Annotated in this window: 12 protein-coding genes and 1 pseudogene; all 13 read left to right on the forward strand. The window is 47.5% G+C overall.

The window, feature by feature from the left end:
• Positions 1–516 (forward strand): annotated as a pseudogene (locus B3F51_RS03955) (glycerophosphodiester phosphodiesterase); the annotation flags it as partial.
• 103 nt (positions 517–619) lie between these two features.
• Entirely contained in the window at positions 620–1,471 is an 852-nt protein-coding gene (locus B3F51_RS03960) for a helix-turn-helix transcriptional regulator (RefSeq protein WP_286945574.1), read from the forward strand.
• A 122-nt stretch (positions 1,472–1,593) separates the two neighbouring features.
• The gene (locus B3F51_RS03965) at positions 1,594–2,061 is read left to right on the forward strand and encodes a VOC family protein (protein WP_148638539.1); all 468 of its coding nucleotides are present in this window, start codon (positions 1,594–1,596) and stop codon (positions 2,059–2,061) included.
• Between the two features lie 146 nt (positions 2,062–2,207).
• Complete coding sequence (locus B3F51_RS03970; protein ID WP_070370809.1) at positions 2,208–2,801, forward strand: GNAT family N-acetyltransferase; 594 nt, start codon at positions 2,208–2,210, stop codon at positions 2,799–2,801.
• A gap of 128 nt (positions 2,802–2,929) precedes the next feature.
• Positions 2,930–6,520 carry a B12-binding domain-containing radical SAM protein gene (locus tag B3F51_RS03975; protein ID WP_286945575.1) on the forward strand — a complete coding sequence of 1,197 codons (3,591 nt, stop codon included), beginning with the start codon at positions 2,930–2,932 and terminating at the stop codon, positions 6,518–6,520.
• Positions 6,521–6,535: 15 nt separating this feature from the next.
• Positions 6,536–8,248 carry a B12-binding domain-containing radical SAM protein gene (locus tag B3F51_RS03980; protein ID WP_286945577.1) on the forward strand — a complete coding sequence of 571 codons (1,713 nt, stop codon included), beginning with the start codon at positions 6,536–6,538 and terminating at the stop codon, positions 8,246–8,248.
• Positions 8,249–8,275: 27 nt separating this feature from the next.
• Positions 8,276–8,548, forward strand: coding sequence for a Nif11-like leader peptide family natural product precursor (locus B3F51_RS03985; protein ID WP_070370812.1), 273 nt, complete (start codon positions 8,276–8,278; stop codon positions 8,546–8,548).
• 78 nt (positions 8,549–8,626) lie between these two features.
• The gene (locus tag B3F51_RS03990; RefSeq protein WP_286945578.1) at positions 8,627–10,378 is read left to right on the forward strand and encodes a B12-binding domain-containing radical SAM protein; all 1,752 of its coding nucleotides are present in this window, start codon (positions 8,627–8,629) and stop codon (positions 10,376–10,378) included.
• On the forward strand, positions 10,354–12,057 hold the full coding sequence (locus tag B3F51_RS03995) for a B12-binding domain-containing radical SAM protein (protein WP_286945580.1): 1,704 nt from the start codon (positions 10,354–10,356) through the stop codon (positions 12,055–12,057). Before B3F51_RS03990 ends, B3F51_RS03995 begins: the two co-directional genes overlap by 25 nt.
• Before the next feature lie 32 nt (positions 12,058–12,089).
• Entirely contained in the window at positions 12,090–13,241 is a 1,152-nt protein-coding gene (locus B3F51_RS04000; RefSeq protein ID WP_286945582.1) for an ABC transporter substrate-binding protein, read from the forward strand.
• Positions 13,234–14,058, forward strand: a complete 825-nt coding sequence (locus B3F51_RS04005; RefSeq protein ID WP_286945584.1) for an HlyD family efflux transporter periplasmic adaptor subunit — start codon at positions 13,234–13,236, stop codon at positions 14,056–14,058. Before B3F51_RS04000 ends, B3F51_RS04005 begins: the two co-directional genes overlap by 8 nt.
• Before the next feature lie 15 nt (positions 14,059–14,073).
• Positions 14,074–16,275, forward strand: a complete 2,202-nt coding sequence (locus B3F51_RS04010; protein WP_070370818.1) for an NHLP family bacteriocin export ABC transporter peptidase/permease/ATPase subunit — start codon at positions 14,074–14,076, stop codon at positions 16,273–16,275.
• Position 16,276: 1 nt separating this feature from the next.
• Positions 16,277–18,421: an NHLP bacteriocin export ABC transporter permease/ATPase subunit gene (locus B3F51_RS04015; protein WP_286945586.1), complete on the forward strand. Its 2,145-nt coding sequence runs from the start codon at positions 16,277–16,279 to the stop codon at positions 18,419–18,421.
• Positions 18,422–18,695 lie beyond the last annotated feature (274 nt).

The following is an 18,695-nucleotide window of genomic DNA, read 5'->3' on the forward strand; positions in this document are numbered from 1 at the left end:
TGTGGCGTTTTGCAAACGCCTAATAATCTCGAAAATACGGAGGAAAAAATCCCCTTGTTTGAAGAGGTGCTAAGCATGGTTGATGGACAGGTTCCATTGATTGTCGAACTGAAAAACACCAAGAATCTCAACGAGCTGTGCTCAAAAACGGCCGAGTATCTGGATCAGTATGAGGGCTTATATTGTGTTGAATCTTTTCAGCCGTTGATTGTCCGGTGGTTTTATAAAAACCGGCCCGATGTGGTCAGAGGTCAGCTATCGGTGGGGCGCAAAAGTCTCAAGGGATTGGATGTCAAATTGTGGCAATGGTTGCTAATCATTTCATTTGCAACCAATTTTATCACCCGACCACATTTTATGGCCTTCCACCATGGCGATGCCCGGCGTAAACTGGGGCTTAGTCTATTTCATCTGCTGACTGGCAGATTGGTTGGATGGACAGTCCAGGATACCGATGACATTGAGTATTGCAAGAAAAAATTTGATGCAATCATTTTTGAATATTTTGAGCCATGAGTTTTAGTAAAGGTCTGTGCATCTCAAGAAGAGCTGCGGGGCCTTTTTTCAGGTTAATGCAGAAGAAAGAGGAGATTTTAAAAGAATCGCAGAGGATTTGCAAATGAAAATAGACCGACTCATTGGAATATTATCCATCCTGCTACAACAGCAACAGGTAACTGCCCCCTACCTGGCTGAAATATTTGAGGTCTCCCGTCGAACCATTAACCGGGATATTGAAGACATCTGCAAGGCCGGAATTCCGCTGACAACGACTCAGGGAGCGAATGGCGGTATTGCCATTATGGAAGGTTATAAGATCGATAAAACGCTGCTGTCATCAGCAGAACTACAGTCGATTCTGACCGGACTGAAAAGTCTGGACAGTGTGGCCGGAACCAATCAGTATCGGCAATTAATTGATAAACTGGCAGTGGATCGGGGAGCGGCCCGGCCGTCTAACCACATTGTCATTGATCTGTCCTCGCACTACAAAAATTCGTTGGCACCAAAATTTGAAATGATCAAACAAGCCATTGACCAGCGGCGGATGATTGCTTTTTATTACTACTCACCCAAAGGCGAAAGTGGCCGACAGATAGAACCATACTTGATTGTTTATCAATGGTCGTCCTGGTACATCTGGGGCTATTGTCGGGAGCGGTCCGATTATCGTCACTTTAAGCTTAACCGGCTCTGGGATTTGCAGGTGCTGGACGCAACCTATGAACCCCGGGATCTGCCGGAATATAACAGCCAGGAGCAATTGGCCATGCCCAGTCAGATTCAATTGGTGGCAGACTTTGACCCCGCAATGAAATGGCGGCTCATAGACGAATATGGGATAAATTGCTATCAGATAACCACAACGGGCAAACTTCGTTTCGAATTCTGTTTTTCCAGCCGGGAGAATCTTTTTAGTTGGCTGCTGAGTTTTGGTGATGGGGTCGAATTAATTAACCGGAAGCGCTGAGAAATGAATTTTTGATGATCACAAAAAAAATCAGTAAAAAATACCAATGATTGAGTTAAACATGACAGACAGGTGTCGTGATTGTGGAGCTATAATGATTAAAAAACGAGGAGGAAGTAGTTATGAAATTTGAAGCACCGATGCTGGTAGTGAATGATATTAATCATTCCCGGGCTTTTTATTGTGATGTTTTTGGTTTGGAAGTGGTGATGGATTTTGGTGAGAATATTACTTTTAATGCCGGGTTTTCGCTTCAGGATAAGGCCCTTTGGGCAAAATTTATCCATCGGGACGAAAAAGAGATTGTCTATCGGGGTAACGATATGGAACTTTATTTTGAGGAAGAGAATCTGGATGAGTTTTTAGCACATCTAAAAAATTTTCCGGAGATTGAATATTTGCACGATGTGGAGGAAGCGGCTTGGGGTCAGCGGTCCATTCGCTTCTATGATCCGGATTATCATATTATTGAAGTGGGTGAAAGCATGGCCATGGTGTGTCGGCGTTTTTATGACCAGGGGATGACCGAGGCGGAAATTGTCGAGCGAACCATGATGCCGGAGGAAGTGGTTAAGAGTTTTATAAAATAAAGTTGAAAACAAAATTCGGTTGAATAAAAATGTAGATTTTAAAAGTAGAGAAGCCCTTCATACACAAAATTTGAAGGGCTTCTTTTACGTTAGTTTTAATAATGATATAATAAATCAGTTAATATTGAGAAAAGAAGGTTATAAATATGAACACAGACATCACTATCCGTTGGGCAGAGCTAGACGATGCGCAAGCATTATTAAATATTTATGCGCCCTATGTCCGGGAAACGGCCATCACTTTTGAATATACCGTGCCGACGCTTTTAGAATTTAAGCAGCGCATGCAAAAAACCATGATGAAATATCCCTATCTGGTGGCCGTTCGGGGAGCTGAAATCCTCGGCTATGCCTATGCTTCCGAGTTTAAAAACCGGGCGGCCTACGACTGGGCGGTGGAAACCACCATCTATGTTAAACAGCACAGCCGTCAAAGTGGGGTGGGTAAAAAGCTCTATCAGGCGCTTGAGGCAGTTTTAAAAAAGCAGAACATCACGAATCTCTATGCTTGCATTGCCTATCCCAATCCCGGCAGTATCGGTTTTCATGAACACCTGGGCTATCAAACCATTGGTCATTTTTCTAAATGTGGCTACAAGCTGGAAACCTGGTATGACATGATCTGGATGGAAAAAATGATTGCGGCCCATGGCATTAAGCCAGAACCGTTTATCAGGATCGGTGATTTAACAAAAAATGAGAAGTGGAAGCCAGAAATTATAAAAAACAGCAAAAGCTAAAAAGTGCAGTGGTTTTAACAAAAAAGCAATAGACAAAACCGTAAAAAAAGAATACACTGTGAATAAAAAAATTACGAAAATGCGGATACAATACAAATAAAGTGAATAAATTGAACTGGAGGCACATAGTGAAAACGATCAACTTGAAACTGATGCTGATTCATCGAGGAACCCGAACGCATTCGATCACCCAAATTGAGCCGATTGGCCATATGTCACTGGCGGAAATGATGGCGAGTAAAGGGATTGAGGTGGCGGTTTTTTCAGGGGAGCTGTTAAAAGGGCTGGAGTTTTTGGCAGCGACTGGCTCAGATGGCAATACCGTGGTCGGTTTATACTGTGATTATGAGAATCAGTCGGCGGTTGAAAGTTTTTCCCGGGAGATCAAAAGGCGTTACAGCGCCACTGTCCTAGTCGGCGGCCCCCAGACCGTTGGTTTAGGGGAGGATTTTTTGCGTGCCAGCCAGGCTGACGCAATTATGCGGGGTGAAGGAGAATACTCGCTTTTTGAGGCCATCCACGCCCTGCAAAATGAAACGATCGAAAAGTGGGAGAGCATTCCGGGACTCTGTTCACTTAGAAGTGACGGCAGTTATTATGATAATGGCATTTATCCGGCCATTGAAAATCTCGATGCGCTGCCGATTATTACCGGGACAATTAAATCCGCCCAGCATCAGGGCATTAATCATATGGCAGTCATGTCAGGACGAGGGTGTCCTTTCCACTGCTCTTTTTGTTATGAGGGCGGAAACAGCAAAAATGTAAGACGTCGCAGTGTCGCAAATGTGATGCAGGAAATCCGCTGTCGGCTGAAACAAAACCCCAACGTGAAGTACATCTTTTTCGGCGATGATACCTTCACTCTGGATAAGGAACGGGTGCGAAGTTTTTGCGAACAATTAAAAGAACTGCGGAAGGAACATGATTTTGTCTGGTTTGCTGATGCCCATGTCAACATCGTCATTAAATACCCGGAAATTGTCAAAATGATGGTCGATGCCGGGCTGGTACGGATGCAGATCGGCATTGAAAGCTGTAATCAGCATATTATTGATATCTATAATAAAAAGATCAAACGGGAAGGCCTCTTTGAGGTCATTGAAATCTGTCAAGCTGCCGGACTGCCCCAGCTGGTCGGCAACATTATCATTGGCGGCGCTCTGGAAACCCGGGAAAGTCTGGACTATACCTTTGATACCGTCAATCAAATGATTAAAGCCGGTCGCGGGATGGTGGAGGTGGTCAGCACTTTCTATATGCCATTCCCGGAAACGGCGATGTCCAAAAATCCCCAAGCTTTTGGTATTTATGTCAAGGATGAAGGGGCTCTGACCTCAGTGGGGGATTTTCCGGTGATTGAAACCGCCACCCTGAGCATTGAAGAAATCTGTGCCGCCCGGAATGAATTTTTCGAAATGAACACCCGGCTGATGCGCAAGATGCTCAGTGACGGTGAAATTCCCGATGAAGTGATTCTAAAAAGCTATGCCCTCAGTGAAAAATATGGCCTCAGCGGCATGTGGCAGGGACTGGCTTACTCCCGCTACCCCTATTTTGATGCCCAGTACAAGGCCCGGATCCGGGGTGACAAGCTGACCAAAGACTATGACGAGGAGACGGTGTTTGCGACTCATCCCCAGCGGATTGCGCTACTGTCGCTAACCCCCGAGCTGGCGGCCGAGATTCCGGTATTAAATGGCTTTGTCTATTCCCCCTTTGAATTTGAAGTATTAAAATACAGTTCTGGCAAAGTGTCCATGCTGGAGATGGCCGAAATACTTTTCCCAGCCTATCAGCACAGTTTTGAAAACTTTGAAGCTTTTAAAGAGCATTTGTTGCAGACGATTAAAAAACTGGAGCAGGTCGGTATGTGCGTTTTATCGGGGGCACTGACCGCCCAGACAACCGATCAGCAGTGGCAGGTTCGGGAAACAACCGGGGAGAACATTGTGAAAAATAAGTTCATACTTTTTAAATTATCAACAATTGGGATGGAAATCGCTGGCTTCAGCCGAAATGGTGCCTTTCTGGGCATTTATGGCCTGGCCAGCTATCTTGATGCCAATGGCTATGATGCCATTGTCTGTGAATGCCGACCCGATCAGACCATCGATTACCTGAAACGCTACCCCTTTCATGAAATTTGTGGAATCGGCTTTTCGGTGGATTTTGAAAACAAGCACGTGGTTAGAAAAGTCAGTGCGGCCATTACCGAAACCTATCGGATTCCGGTGCTGATAGGCGGACCGGAAGCAATTTCTCTGGATGAAGACTATCTGCGCCAGTCACAAGCCACCGCCATTGTCAGGGGTGAAGGCGAGTTGGCGATGGTGGCGGTTTTGGAGGCCTTAAAAAAACAGCAAAGCCTGGCCGGGATTGCCGGAATCTTTTATCTCGCCGAAAACGGCGACTGTATCGATATGGGCGAAGGTCCGGTGGTGGAAAATCTTGATGAACTGACCTTTCCGGCCTATGACAAAAGCATCACCCCGATTGACTTTTCCAGTCTCTATCTGATGAGTAGCCGGGGCTGCCCCTACCACTGTGTTTTCTGCCATGAAGGGGCCTTAAAACGGCCGATGCGACAGCGCAGTGTGGCCAACGTCATCGCCGAAATGAAATATTTTCTGCAAAAATACCCGGAGCTGAGTTATTTTAAATTCTGTGATGATACCCTGGTCACTAATCCCCAATGGCTGGATGCGTTTTGCCGGGAAGCCAAAGCCTTGCAGGCAATCCGGCCCTTCCAGTTCTATTGTGAGGCTGATGTCGTGTCTTTAAGCCGCCGCCCGGAAGTATTAAAGGCGATGGTGGATGCCGGTCTTAACCGGCTGCAAATCGGTATTGAAACGGTGGATAAAGAGATGCTCAAAGTTTACCGCAAAAATATTTCCCCGGAAATGGTCGAAACCGTTGTGAAGGCGGCCTATGATGCCGGGGTGCAACAGGTCTTTGGGGCGCTGCTGGTGGGTGGGCCTTTTGAAAACCGGGAACATATTGAAAAGAATAAGGCTTTTGGAGCCAAGCTGTTGCGATTGGGCCCGGGGATGATGGAAATTGCCCCCAGTATCGTAATGCCTTATCCGATGACGGATATCGGCCTACACCCTGAAAAATACGGCCTGACAATTTATGACCGGCAGGGGCTGAGCAGCATTTCTGATTACCCGATGATGGACAGTGAAACCATGGATCGCCGGGAGATCATGGGGGCCTATCAGGAATATCTTCAGAGTTTTGTCGATGAAGTCAAAATCATGCTGAATGATGGGGAGCTCACACATGAAGATATTTTAAGATGCTACCAAACAGCGCTGGCGGTAAATGGCCCTAAATATTGGATTAATATTATATCGCATCATAAACCGACCTTAACGGCCTACTACACCATGCTGGCCCGGGAGGCTGCCAGTCGGATCGTCGATGTGGATCGCCAGGAACTGCCGCACTGGCGGCCCCAGCGGTTAATTGAGATGTGGCGGGATGTTGATTTCTCCCAGGGCTATCCGCTGTTGTGGGGGGAGGCACTATCACCCTTTGAATATGAAATCATGAAATACGCAACCGGCAAAAGCACCATTGCCACGATGACCGAGCTGCTTTATGAGCGTTTTGGTAAACCATTTGGCGAGGGGCAGGATGAATTAATGGAACGGATCATTGAAACCCTGAAAATTTTTGATAAAAAATACTGGCTTCTTGTTGTTCCGTTCTAGAAAAAGGGTAATAAAATGAAGATACTCCTTTGTAATGTGTCAAAGAAATATGAAACCCGGGCTCACGACTATCTGGGGCTCTTTTATCTGGCCGGAGCCCTGGAAGCGGCGGGCTTTGAACCCCTGGTTTTTCATGGAAAACCGGAAGATCTGATCGAGCAAGTCAAACAGAACCAGCCGGATGCCGTGGGCTTTTCCTGTGATTTTGATAATGTTTCGCTGATTGCTGATTTGTCCCGAAAAATTAAAAAAGGCTGGGAGATCCCTGTTATTGTCGGCGGCCCCCAGAGCATCGCACTGGATGGGCAATTTCTTAAAGAAAGCCAGGCCGATTATATTTTAAGAGGCGAGGCTGAAGTGTCACTGCCGCTGCTCTTGAAAGCGGTGTTAAAAGAAGAGGGCGAATTAAGTGAGATTAGCGGACTAGCGATGATCAGGGACGGGGTTTTTACGGTCACCCCGCCGGAAATTATCAAAGATCTGGATGCCCTCCCATTGCCAGCCTACCACGCTTCCCTGCATATTGACCACGCCTATGGCAAACTGATCTTTACCGGTCGGGGCTGTCCCTACCACTGCGCCTATTGCGCCCCCAGCCCCGGCAAACAGCAGGTGCGGTTGCGCAGCATCCCGCTGGTTCTGGAAGAAATTAAACTCAACTTAGAAAACAATCCGGAACTTAAATACATTATTATTATGGATGACGCCTTTACTCTCAGTCGGGAACGGATTGAAGAATTCTGCCGGGGGATGAGGGAAATCCGCAAAGACCGCGACCTGGTCTGGTATTGCGAATGCCATGTCGGCCGAATCAAAAACTGGATGGACATTCTGCCAACGATGATCGATGCCGGATTGGTTCGGCTGCAGATTGGGATTGAGTCGGGCGATCAGCAGGTTATTGATGCCTACAACAAGCACGTCAAGATTGATGACATCGTTGAATTTGTCACCTACGCCGCTGCTTGTGGGCTGACCCAGATTGCCACTAATTTTATTGTCGGCGGGCCAGCGGAAAGCCCGGGGGCAACCGCAACCCTGATAAAAACCCTGATCGATCGGGCTCCGGGTATTATTGATATCATCACTGGCTTTTTAAGAGCCTATCCGGGTACCGAAATCATGGATAATCCGGAGAAGTTTAATTTAGTACTGCATGATCAGTCGGGCCGCTTGTCCGGCGATGATTATCCCTTTGTCACCCCAGTAGGATGCAGCCAGGATCAGATCATGAACATGCGTCAGGAACTCAACAAGGTGATCCGCCAAAGTATGCAGAATAAAATCAAAAATCATGAGTTAAAAAATGAGGTGGTGCAAAAGCAATTTAATGCCGCCCTGAAATATGGCATCCGCAGCCGCTGGTTTGAGGAAATTGCCGCTAATCCCAGAGCCTATGAATACTATTATGTGCTGTATTTAAAGGAAGGGCAGGCCTTTGAAAGATCGATGGATTTTTCCAGCGATTATCCCCAACGCACCTTTGAATTATGGCGCACGATGACCTTTACCGAAGGCTTTCCCAAACTGGATGGGATGGCGCTATCACCGCTGGAGTATGAGCTGCTGCTGCGTTGTGCCGGGAAAAGAAGTCTGGCCGAGATCGAAGTCGAATTATATGAACATTTCGGTGGCCCGTATCACGATCCGGCTGAATTCCATGGAAAATTAGTTGATCTACTGGATCAATTTAATTTTAAATATTGGCTGACACATTTTGTGATTTAGCCAAAATCTTTTAAAAGGAGGAAGAAAATGAGTATTGATGGTGCAAAAGCATTGGCCGCAAAAGTATTAACCGATGAGGCTTTGGCAAAACAACTTGATGGTGCTAAAACTGAAGCAGAATTTGATGCAGTGGTTGCAAAATTGGGTTACAGCTGTACCGCAGCTGAATTTGATGCTGCTTTTAAAGAAGCACAGACAAAACAACCAATCAGCGATGATCAACTGGATCAGGCTGCTGGTGGCTTAAGTATTGTTGGCGTAGACTACGCATTCACAGCAACACAAACCGCTCGAGCTTAGTAAAAAGAAGGGGTTCTGCCCCTTCGAAGTGTTGACTTTATGCTTACAGTCAGCACTTCAAAGGGGGAAGAAAAAGTTATGGATATATTGCTTGTCAAATCACACCGCTATGTCAGCGGTTATATTCCCGGCAGTAATCTGGGGATGAATATACTGACCCAATTATTAAGACAAAAGGGCTATCAGGCCGAGATGTTTCAGGGGTATGCCAAAGAAGCCCTGGATTATGTGGTCGCATTGATGGAAACAGCGGAAAAACCCAAAATTATCGGCTTCTACTGTGATTTTAACAATATTCACTGGATCAAAACCTTTGCCCAGGAAGTTAAAAAGCGCTATCCCGAGGTGATTCTGTTGGCTGGGGGTCCGCAGACAGCCGGGATGGACGCTGAATTTTTAAGGGATACCGCCATCGCAGCAGCCTGTATCGGTGAAGGGGAAGAGACGATCCTGGAGCTGATGGATTATTTTATAAGCAGGAAGGGTTCGCTCGAAGCGATTCAGGGAATTGTGTTCCCTGATGAAACGGGCGCCCTGGTGGAAAATGAGCCGCGAAAGCCGCCGGAAGAACTTGATGCAATTCCCTGGCCCGACATCACCCTGACCAATGATTACAAGCATTTCGGCCTACTGCCGATTTTAACCGGTCGGGGCTGTCCGTTTGGTTGTACCTTCTGCTATGAAGGGGCCAATGCCAAACGGGTTCGCCGTCACTCTGTGCCATCCTTGATGGATGAAATCAGAGCCAACTTCAAACGCAACCCGGCCATTAATTATATTAACTTTCTCGATGATACCTTTACCCTTGATCATAAGCGGGTCGATCAGATTTGTGACGAAATAAGTGAAATCCGCACAGACTACGATTTTGTCTGGTTTGCCAGCGCTCACATTTCGACCATTGATAAGCATCGCGAGATGGCTAAGCATCTGGCTGATGCCGGTCTTGTCAAAATCTTTTTTGGGCTGGAATCCGGCAGTGACCAGGTGTTAAAAAGCTATAATAAAAAAATCACCCGGAAGATGGCGGTGGATGTTATCAATCACTGTGTTGAATCGGGGATTCACGGGATCTCCGGCAATATTATTCTGGGCGGCCCCCATGAAACCCGGGAAACCATCGCCGAATCGGAGTCATTGATTATGGAACTGCTCTATAATGCCCCGGGTCAGTTTGAAACCGCTTATTTTTCGTTTCTGCCCTACCCCAAAACCCCAATTACCCTTCATCCGGAGAAATTCGGGATGGCCATTTATGAGAATTTGATTGACTGCTGTAATGAGGATATTCCCCTGTCCCGCACCGAAACACTGGATTTTACCGATCTGACAACGATTCGCCTGCAGGCGAATAAGCGGTTACAGAATGAAATGCGTAAAATTTACTTTGACGGAAAAATTCCCGAAGCGGTAATTCTCGATTCGTATCGTCTCGGTCGACAATATGGCGTTTTTACCCGCTGGAATGATTATGTCTATAAAAATATTCCGATTGACGATGCCTACTGGAAAATGCGGGCCTCGGAGGAGTACCTTCTTCATGCTCAATTGGGAAAAAATGATGAAGATGCTGTCGTTCACCGCACCTTCGAACTATGGCTTTACACTGATATCAGCGGCGAAAAGCCGCAGATATTTAATCAGGTGCTGGATGAAATCGACTATACCCTGCTAAAACTTTGCAATGGCAAACTGTCAAAAAAGGAAGTGCTGCGGCAGGGCAGAATGAAGCTCGATCCCCTGGGCAAAAATCCTGATTTTTACAATCAGGCCCAGCAGGCCCTGAATAAAATGGAGGGTTATAAGTGGATTTTATACCGGAAACCATAAGCAGTAAACCCGAAGTTTTACTCATTTATACCCAACGGATGATTCGGGGACGAACCTTTGAAATGATTGAAAACCTGGGGATTTTAACCCTGGCGGCCCAGCTCAATGCCAATGGTTTTAAGGCCAAAGCCTACACCGGCATTACAACCGATGTGGTAAAAACCATCAAAAATCTGAAAGACCGCCTCTTTGCGGTCTGTTTCTACTGTGATTTTGATAATCGTTCGGCAGTGGCGGCGATTTGTAGTGATTTAAAAAAGCATGAGCACTTTTATGTGGTGGTGGGTGGTCCCCAAACCCTGCATATGACGAAAAAAGATCTAAAAACATATCAGGCCGATGCGATTATTAAGGGCGAAGGTGAAGAAACCCTCTTAGCCTGGCTAAGTGCCAGGGCTCGGGGTGAAGATGTGCTTATCCCGGGCGAACTTCGGTCAGATGAGAACGCCGATTACGTCTATCTGGAGGATTTCGCCAAATATGAATGGCCCCGCAACGAAGATGTCCTTGAGTTTCAGGAGCGGCCGCTGTTGTCAGTAATTACGGCACGCGGTTGTCCCTATCGCTGTGCCTTCTGTTTTGAGGGCGGAAATTCCAAAAACCTGCGGCTGCGTCGGGCCGAAGATGTTCTGGCTGAAATTGAAGAACGACTCAAAAGAAGCACCCGCCCCCGCTACCTGTTTTTTTGTGACGATACCTTTACTACCCATCCGGTCAGACTGAAGCAGATCTTAGCTGGCTTGAAAGCGCTTAGGGAAAAATATGATTTTGTCTGGTTTTGTGAAGGCCATCCCGGATTCCTGGTCAAACACCCCGAGCTGATCCGGGAAATGATTGACAGCGGCATGGTGCGGATGCAGATCGGGATGGAATCTGGAGTGGCTGATGTGCTGAGAGCCTATGGTAAACAGGCCAGCCCCGCTGATATCAAAAAAGTGGTCGAGCTTTGCTACGCCGAGGGCTTACCCCAGCTAACTGGCAACTATATTATTGGTGGGGCCTTTGAAAGCCCTGCTAGCCTGGCTGAGACCACAAAGACAGTGCTGGCGCTGCTGGAGCTGGCACCGGGGATGCTCGACATCTCAACTACCTTTATTATGCCCCTGCCCGGTACCGAGATTTATCAGCACCCCGAAAAATTTGGAATCACGCTGGAAGATCGCGAATGTCTGACCAACCTCGAGGATTTTCCGGTCAACCATACCGAGGCCCTGTCATTACCGGAAATCTGCATGGCGCGTTCCCGATTGATTACGGCGGTTTCTAATAAAATGAAACAGCAGTTTAAAGAGGGTTTGATTCCTAAAACACGGATTTACACGGACTTTAAGCTGGCCTTTAACTATGGCATTGCCGCGGGCTATCTTAAATTTATCTATGCCAAAGACCCGATTATGGTGGCCTATTATCAAAAACTGATCGAGTATCAAGGCCTGTTAAAAGAATGGCATGAACTGAGTGAGTGGGAGAAAAATAACGCAGTGATCCAGATGATTCCGGATTTTTCGCTGCTGGATATCAATCACTTCAGCCCGGTTGAACTTGATATTCTGGCTGGAGCTGGCCGCTTTACCATCGCAGAAACGGTAGCCAGGCTAAACTGTACCCCGGCGGATCTGAACATACCGCTAAAAAGCCTTAGTGACCGCTATCTGATTTTATTTTCAGCGTTTATTTAGACTAAGAATTATCCCAACGTAAGGAGAAGGTTATGAAAAAACACCTGATGGTATTATCGATACTGGCTATAATAGTCAGCGGTGGATTGCTTTGCTTTGGCTGTGCAACAGAAACCACCAAAACCAGTACACTGTCAGTGGATGTGGTTTATCCATTCTCGGAAGATTATAGCCAATCCTTCAAAAATGGCATTGAACTGGCCGCCCGGGAGATCAACGATCAGGGCGGAATTCTTAATCAGGCCATCGAAGTAAACTACAATGATGATGGGAACAACACCAATACAGCAGTAGAGGTGGCCACCCGAATCGCCGAAAATCCGGGTTTTCCAATTGTCATCGGCCATCGCAGTACCGACGATGTGCTAAAGGTGGGCAGCATTTATCACCAGAACAACAAGCTGCTTTTTGCCCCGATTATTGCCAGCTCGAAACTGAATCTGGCTCAAAATCCGGGGGCTTATCTTTGTGCGCCGTCCGACGATGCCATGGCCAGTGATCTGGTTGGCAGCATCGCGGCTCAGGGAATCAGCCGGATTGCGGTCGTTCATAGCGCTGGCAATACCTATGGCAAAGACTTTATTCAAAAGGTAGAAGAACATGCCAATGCGATGGGAATCGAAATTGTCGATGCGGTTTCGTATCTGCCAAATCTCGATTATTTCCGCTATTATGTTAAAAAATGGGACAGTATGGGGGCTCAGGCGATTGTTAGTGCCTGTGTCGGCAATGACATCACAGCGCTTTATGAGTACCTGGAGAAAACCGGCAATACCCGGCCAGTCTTTGCCAGTTATGACATTGAGGTTCAAGCGTATACCATTCCCCAAAGTATGAAAAACCTGATCCAGGTAACCAGTTACTTTAACAATACCGCCACCGCTGGTGCTGAGGCCGCATTTATTCAGACCTATCAGCAGGCTTATGGCCAGAATCCGGATCTACCAGCCGCCCAGGCCTATATGACCATGCATCTGGCAGCCGATGCGGCCAACCAGGCCCAAAGTCTGGAAACGGAGGCGATAAAAAAAGTGTTGGCCGAAAACAGTTTTGAGACCGTCTATGGTAGCTTAAGCTTTGATAAACGGTTAATCGGTGGGATACCGGTATTTCAGAAGATCTATTTAAACGATCAATTGGTGCCCCGTAATAATATCACAGGGGGAGGTAACGGTGGTGAATAAATCAATCTTTCGGAATAAAGCGGATAAAGGCACTCCCAAAAGTGAACATGCAGCTCTGATGACGGTCATCGGTCCGGGAAATCTGCTGATTTTATTGGGCATTATTATTTTTCTGGTGGGTGTGATGATCTATGCTGTGACCGTTCCCATTAATATTACCACCACCACCGATGCGGTGGTGGCCTATGGTGAGGGAACCATGGATGTGGTAGTTGAAAACGAAGGAATCCTCTCGCAACTGGCCGTCTCCAATGGCGATTATGTCACCCGGGGGGATTTGCTGGGGGTATTGACCACCGAAGCAACGGCAACATCGATCAATAATGGCGCTGTCTTGACCGATCAGCAAAAAAGTCTGGTGAAACGGCAAACCATGATTGTGGCCATGGAAAGTGGTGTGATCTCCGATCTGAATTTTCAGGATGGGGCATATATTCCCAAAAACTCGACCCTGGGCAAAATTGTCAAACGGGAGAATGAAGACACCACGGTGGTGGTTCAGGCCTATTCCAGCTATGAAGGGGCGGTTAACGTCAAACAGGGGGATAAGGTTTTTGTTGATCTGGAATCGGTCAACAGTGATCAGTACGGGTATTTAAGAGGGATTGTCCGCAGCGTTACGCTCAGTGGTTTGTCCCAGGATGAAGAGAGCCCCATCGAAATGCTGATTATTATTGATCCCAAGGTTGATGATCAGGGGAATTATATCTGGACCAAAGAAAACAATGGCTTTAACGGTGAAATTACCGCCGGAACCTCCGGTACGGCGACGATTTTCACTGATCAGCTTTATCTCATTGATCTGATTATTTCCTAGAAAGGCGGCTTACGGATGACGAAATCAGAAACTGAAAAAAGTCGGGATGAGCATGGAAAACTACCTAAAATAGCCAAGGTTCCGGTGGTATTGCAAATGGAAGCGGTGGAATGCGGGGTCGCTTCACTATCGATGATTTTGGCTTATTATGGACGCTACGAAACCCTGGAAACGCTGCGGATCGATTGTGGCGTATCCCGGGACGGTGTCAAGGCCGGGAACATTGCCAGAACGGCCCGGCTTTATGGTCTGGAGTCCCAGGGCTTTGTCTGCACCGTTGATAAGTTAAAAGAAATGGAAATGCCTGTGATCATTCACTGGGATTTTAGTCACTTTGTAGTGCTGGAAGGGTTTAAGAACGACAAGGTTTATCTGTGCGACCCGGCTTCGGGACAACGGGTGATCACCAACGAGGAACTGGGGCAGATGTTTACCGGAGTCGTCATTGAATCCCGCCCGGGACCGGAGTTCACGCCAGCTGGAGAAAAACCCAATGTTTGGAAGGCCCTCTATAAACGGCTTTCCCAAACCGGCGTGTCGCCGCTTTTCTATGCCCTGGTGCTGGGGGTGCTGCTGGTCATTCCCGGTCTGATCATCGCCAATTATGCTAAAATTTTTGTCGATTATTTCCTGAACAACACCGAAAAATTTGATATTCTGATCTTTATTTTTATCCTCTTAAACACGGTGGTGCTCCAGGCGATCCTCAACTGGCTGAAGGAAAATGCGCTGGTGCGGATGGAGAACTATATTGCCATCGACAGTGCCGGGGCTTATCTGCGGCACGTGCTGCGGTTGCCGGTGGAGTTTTTTAATCAGCGCCAATCCGGGGACATCAACAGCCGGATGCAAAGCATCAATACCGTGGCCACCGCCTTATCTTCCAATCTGGCCCGGATCCTGGTCAATCTGGTCACGGCCTTTTTATACCTGATTCTGCTGTTTCAATATAATGTCATCTTGACTCTGATCGGGATTGTCATCACTGCAATCAATATTTTTCTGCTGCAGTACACCGCCAAGAAAAATGCCGATAACAACCGGGTGCTGCTGCAGTATCAGGGAAAATCAATTGGCTGGATCATGGTCAATCTAAAATCCATCGAAACCATTAAATCAATTGGTGAAGAAGACAATTTTTTTACCCGGATCGCCGGACTCAGTGCTGAAACCCTGGCGGTGGAACAGAAAATGGGCCGGATGGAAGCGATTATTTCGGTGCTGCCGACCCTGATGACCAGTGTTTTAACGGCCCTGATTTTTACCATCGGCAGTGAATATGTCTTAATGGGGGCCATGACCATCGGTACCTTTGTGGCCTTTAACACCCTGATGACCGGTTTTACCCAGCCAATGAGCGAGCTGGTCAGCACCAGCGCTGCCCTGCAGGGGATGATCGCCGATATTTCACGCCTCGATGATGTTGAAAAATATCCGGAAGATGTCGCCCTGGAAGCCGAAAAGCTTTCATTGGAGGGGTTTGACTGCGATCAATTGGAAGGTGAGATTGAGATCCGGGATCTGACCTTTGGTTATAACCGCTTATCGGCTCCGATTATTCAGGGCCTGAACCTGACACTCCGGGCGGGCGGCTCGATTGCCTTGGTGGGTTCGTCGGGCAGCGGTAAATCGACCATTGCCAAAATGATAACCACCCTTTATCAGCCCTGGAGCGGCGAAATTCGCATCGATGGCATGGATATTAAAGCGATTCCAGCTGAGCTGCGGGTCAATACAATGAGTTCGGTTGACCAGGAAATCGTCATGTATTCAGCATCGGTGCTGGATAACATTACCATGTGGGATGAGACCATCGCCGTCGAGGATGTCATCCAGGCCACCAAAGATGCTTGTATTTATGAAGATATTCTGGCCCTGCCCAATGCCTTTGACCACATCTTAAGTGAGGGTGGAAAAAACCTGAGCGGCGGCCAGCGGCAACGCCTGGAAATCGCCCGGGCACTGTGCAAAAACCCGAAAATTCTGATCATGGATGAGGCCACCAGTGCCTTGGATACCGCCACCGAAGCTGCGGTTAGTGAAAACATTCGGCGTCGGGGCATCAGCACCATTCTGGTTGCCCATCGGTTGTCGACAATTCGGGATTGTGACGAGATTATCGTGTTAAGCGGTGGTGCCGTGGTTGAACGGGGCACCCACAAAGATTTAATGGCTTTAGGCGGCGAATATGCAAGTCTGATCAGAACTGAGGGATAAGATGGCCAAAAAATTAGAAGAAATCCGACAGCTCAATAAAAAATATAATAACAGTGCCAAAAAAGCCTTCGACAGCGTGTTATCGCCCCAAAAATCGGCCGCCACGCTGGACGACAATCCCCTGATTGCCGCTGTGGCCAGAGTCGCTGAAGCGATGGGGATTGCCGTTAAAATCCCGCCGCTTAGAAAGCTTAGTGGCGGCGATCCCTTTAAACTGATTGCCGATGAATCGGGTTTTCGCTTTCGGCAGGTGGAATTAAAAGCGGATTGGTATCAGCGCGATAACGGCCCGATGCTGGCTTTTACCAAAGACGGGGAGCCGGTGGCTCTGATTCCCAAATCCCCCAGCCGCTATCGGTGCTGGCGGGGTGATGGGGGCTTTCAGGAAGTGGATGCCCAGTCGGAATTCGACCGGGCCTATGTTTTTTACCCGCCCCTGCCCAAGGAACCAGTGACCTTTTGGGAAATGGTAAAGCTGGGTTTAAAACTGTTCCGTCGTCGCGACCTGGTCTTAACGCTGGTGCTGGCGCTGGCGGCAGCGCTGCTTTCGCTGTTGCCGGCGATGGCGATGCAGGAGACTTTCAACGTCTGGATTCCTCAGAATCAGTCGGTGACGATTCTGGTAGTAGGCTTTATTCTGGTGGCGGTAGCCATCAGTCGGGGGTTGTTTGCAATGGTGCAAAACATCTGTGTGCTCCGCATTCAGGGGAAATTGTCAATTTTGCAGAATTCCCTGCTGGACAAACTGTTATCCCTGCCAGCCTCATTTTTTAAACAGTACTCTTCGGGTGCATTGGCGATGCGGGCCACTGGCTTTGCAATGATCCAGAAAATTTTATCGGTGAATGTCATTACGATGATCATCACCAGCTCATTTTCATTGGTTAACGGATTGTATATCTTCACCATCAATACCACCATTGGATGGATTGCCATGGCTTTAACGGCGATCAGTGTGGCCATCACCCTGGTCATCGGAAAAGCGCAAATGAAATGCCAGCGGATCTCACTGGAAATGTCCAATGATATTTCGGGGATGGTGTTTGAGCTGATCACCTCGGTTTCCCGACTACGGGTGGCTGGGGCTGAAAGTCGCTCTTATCTGAAATGGGTCCGGGAATATGCCAAGCAACGGAAGGTGGAATATAAGCGTGGTCAGCTGATGGCCTTGCTGCGGTTGATGACCATTGCTCTGCCAACCCTGTCAATGTGTGTAATCTACTATTATGTCAGTGTCAATAGCATTTCCTCTGGGGGTTTTGTGGCCATCAATTCGGCCTTTGTCATTTTTATCTCGTCGCTGCTGGGACTGGTGCAAACATTGATTTCGATCAATAGTGTGGTGCCCCAGTATGAAAATACCAAACCGATCATCGACGGTGTGCCCGAAGTGGATAGCTTTAAAACCACCCCTGGCAAGATTCAGGGGGATATTGAAATCAAGCACCTGTACTTTTCCTATTATCAGGGCGGGGCCACGATTCTGGATAATATTTTTCTCCATATCAAACATGGCGAGTATGTGGCTATTGTTGGGGCTTCCGGCAGTGGCAAGTCAACCCTGTTGCGGCTGCTTTTGGGCTTTGAAAAACCCACCAGTGGCAGCATTTACTGTGGCGGCTTTGATCTGGAAAGTGTGGATATCCGGGAAATCAGAAAGCAAATGGGGGTGGTACTCCAGGACAGCCAATTGATCCCCGGGGATATCTTATCAAACATTGCCGGTTCAAAAAAAGAACTGTCGGAAGATGAAGTCTGGGAACTGCTTAAAAAAGTCGGTATGGATGAGGAAATCCGGGAAATGCCCATGGGTCTGAAAACCATGGTGGCGGAGGGAGCCGGTACCCTGTCCGGAGGCCAGCGCCAGAAGTTGCTGATTGCCAGAGCCATTGCCGCCAATCCGGCCATACTCTTTTTCGATGAAGCGACCAGCGCCCTGGATAACCGATCCCAGAAGATTGTTTCTGAAAGTTTGAAAAACCTCGACGCCACCCGGATTGTGATTGCCCATCGGCTTAGCACGATTATGGATTGCGACCGCATTCTGGTACTGGAAAAGGGCAGCATTGTTGAATCCGGCACCTATGACGAACTGATGAAAAAAGAAGCCTATTTTTATAAGTATGCCAAGCGTCAGCTGGTCTAAGAACACAGACTTCTGCATCATCGCAAATAAGCGATGACGCAGAAGTCTGTTTTTTGTCGAAATAACAAGGTATGTAGGAAAGATCAAGGAAGCAATAATTATTTACAAATATTTCTGCTGTAATTTTAAGTATCTATTTGCATATTATCGTGACATAGAGTTATAATATAGTGCATAAAACATAAACGATAATCGATTAATTGAAAAGGAGTAAGAAGATGGAGAAAAGCAACAGAGGTATAACAAAGTGGTTAGTAGCAAAGCAGCAGGAGGA

Origin of the sequence: Acetobacterium sp. UBA5834 (assembly GCF_002435675.1) — a bacterium.
Classification (GTDB): Bacteria; Bacillota; Clostridia; order Eubacteriales; family Eubacteriaceae; genus Acetobacterium; species Acetobacterium wieringae.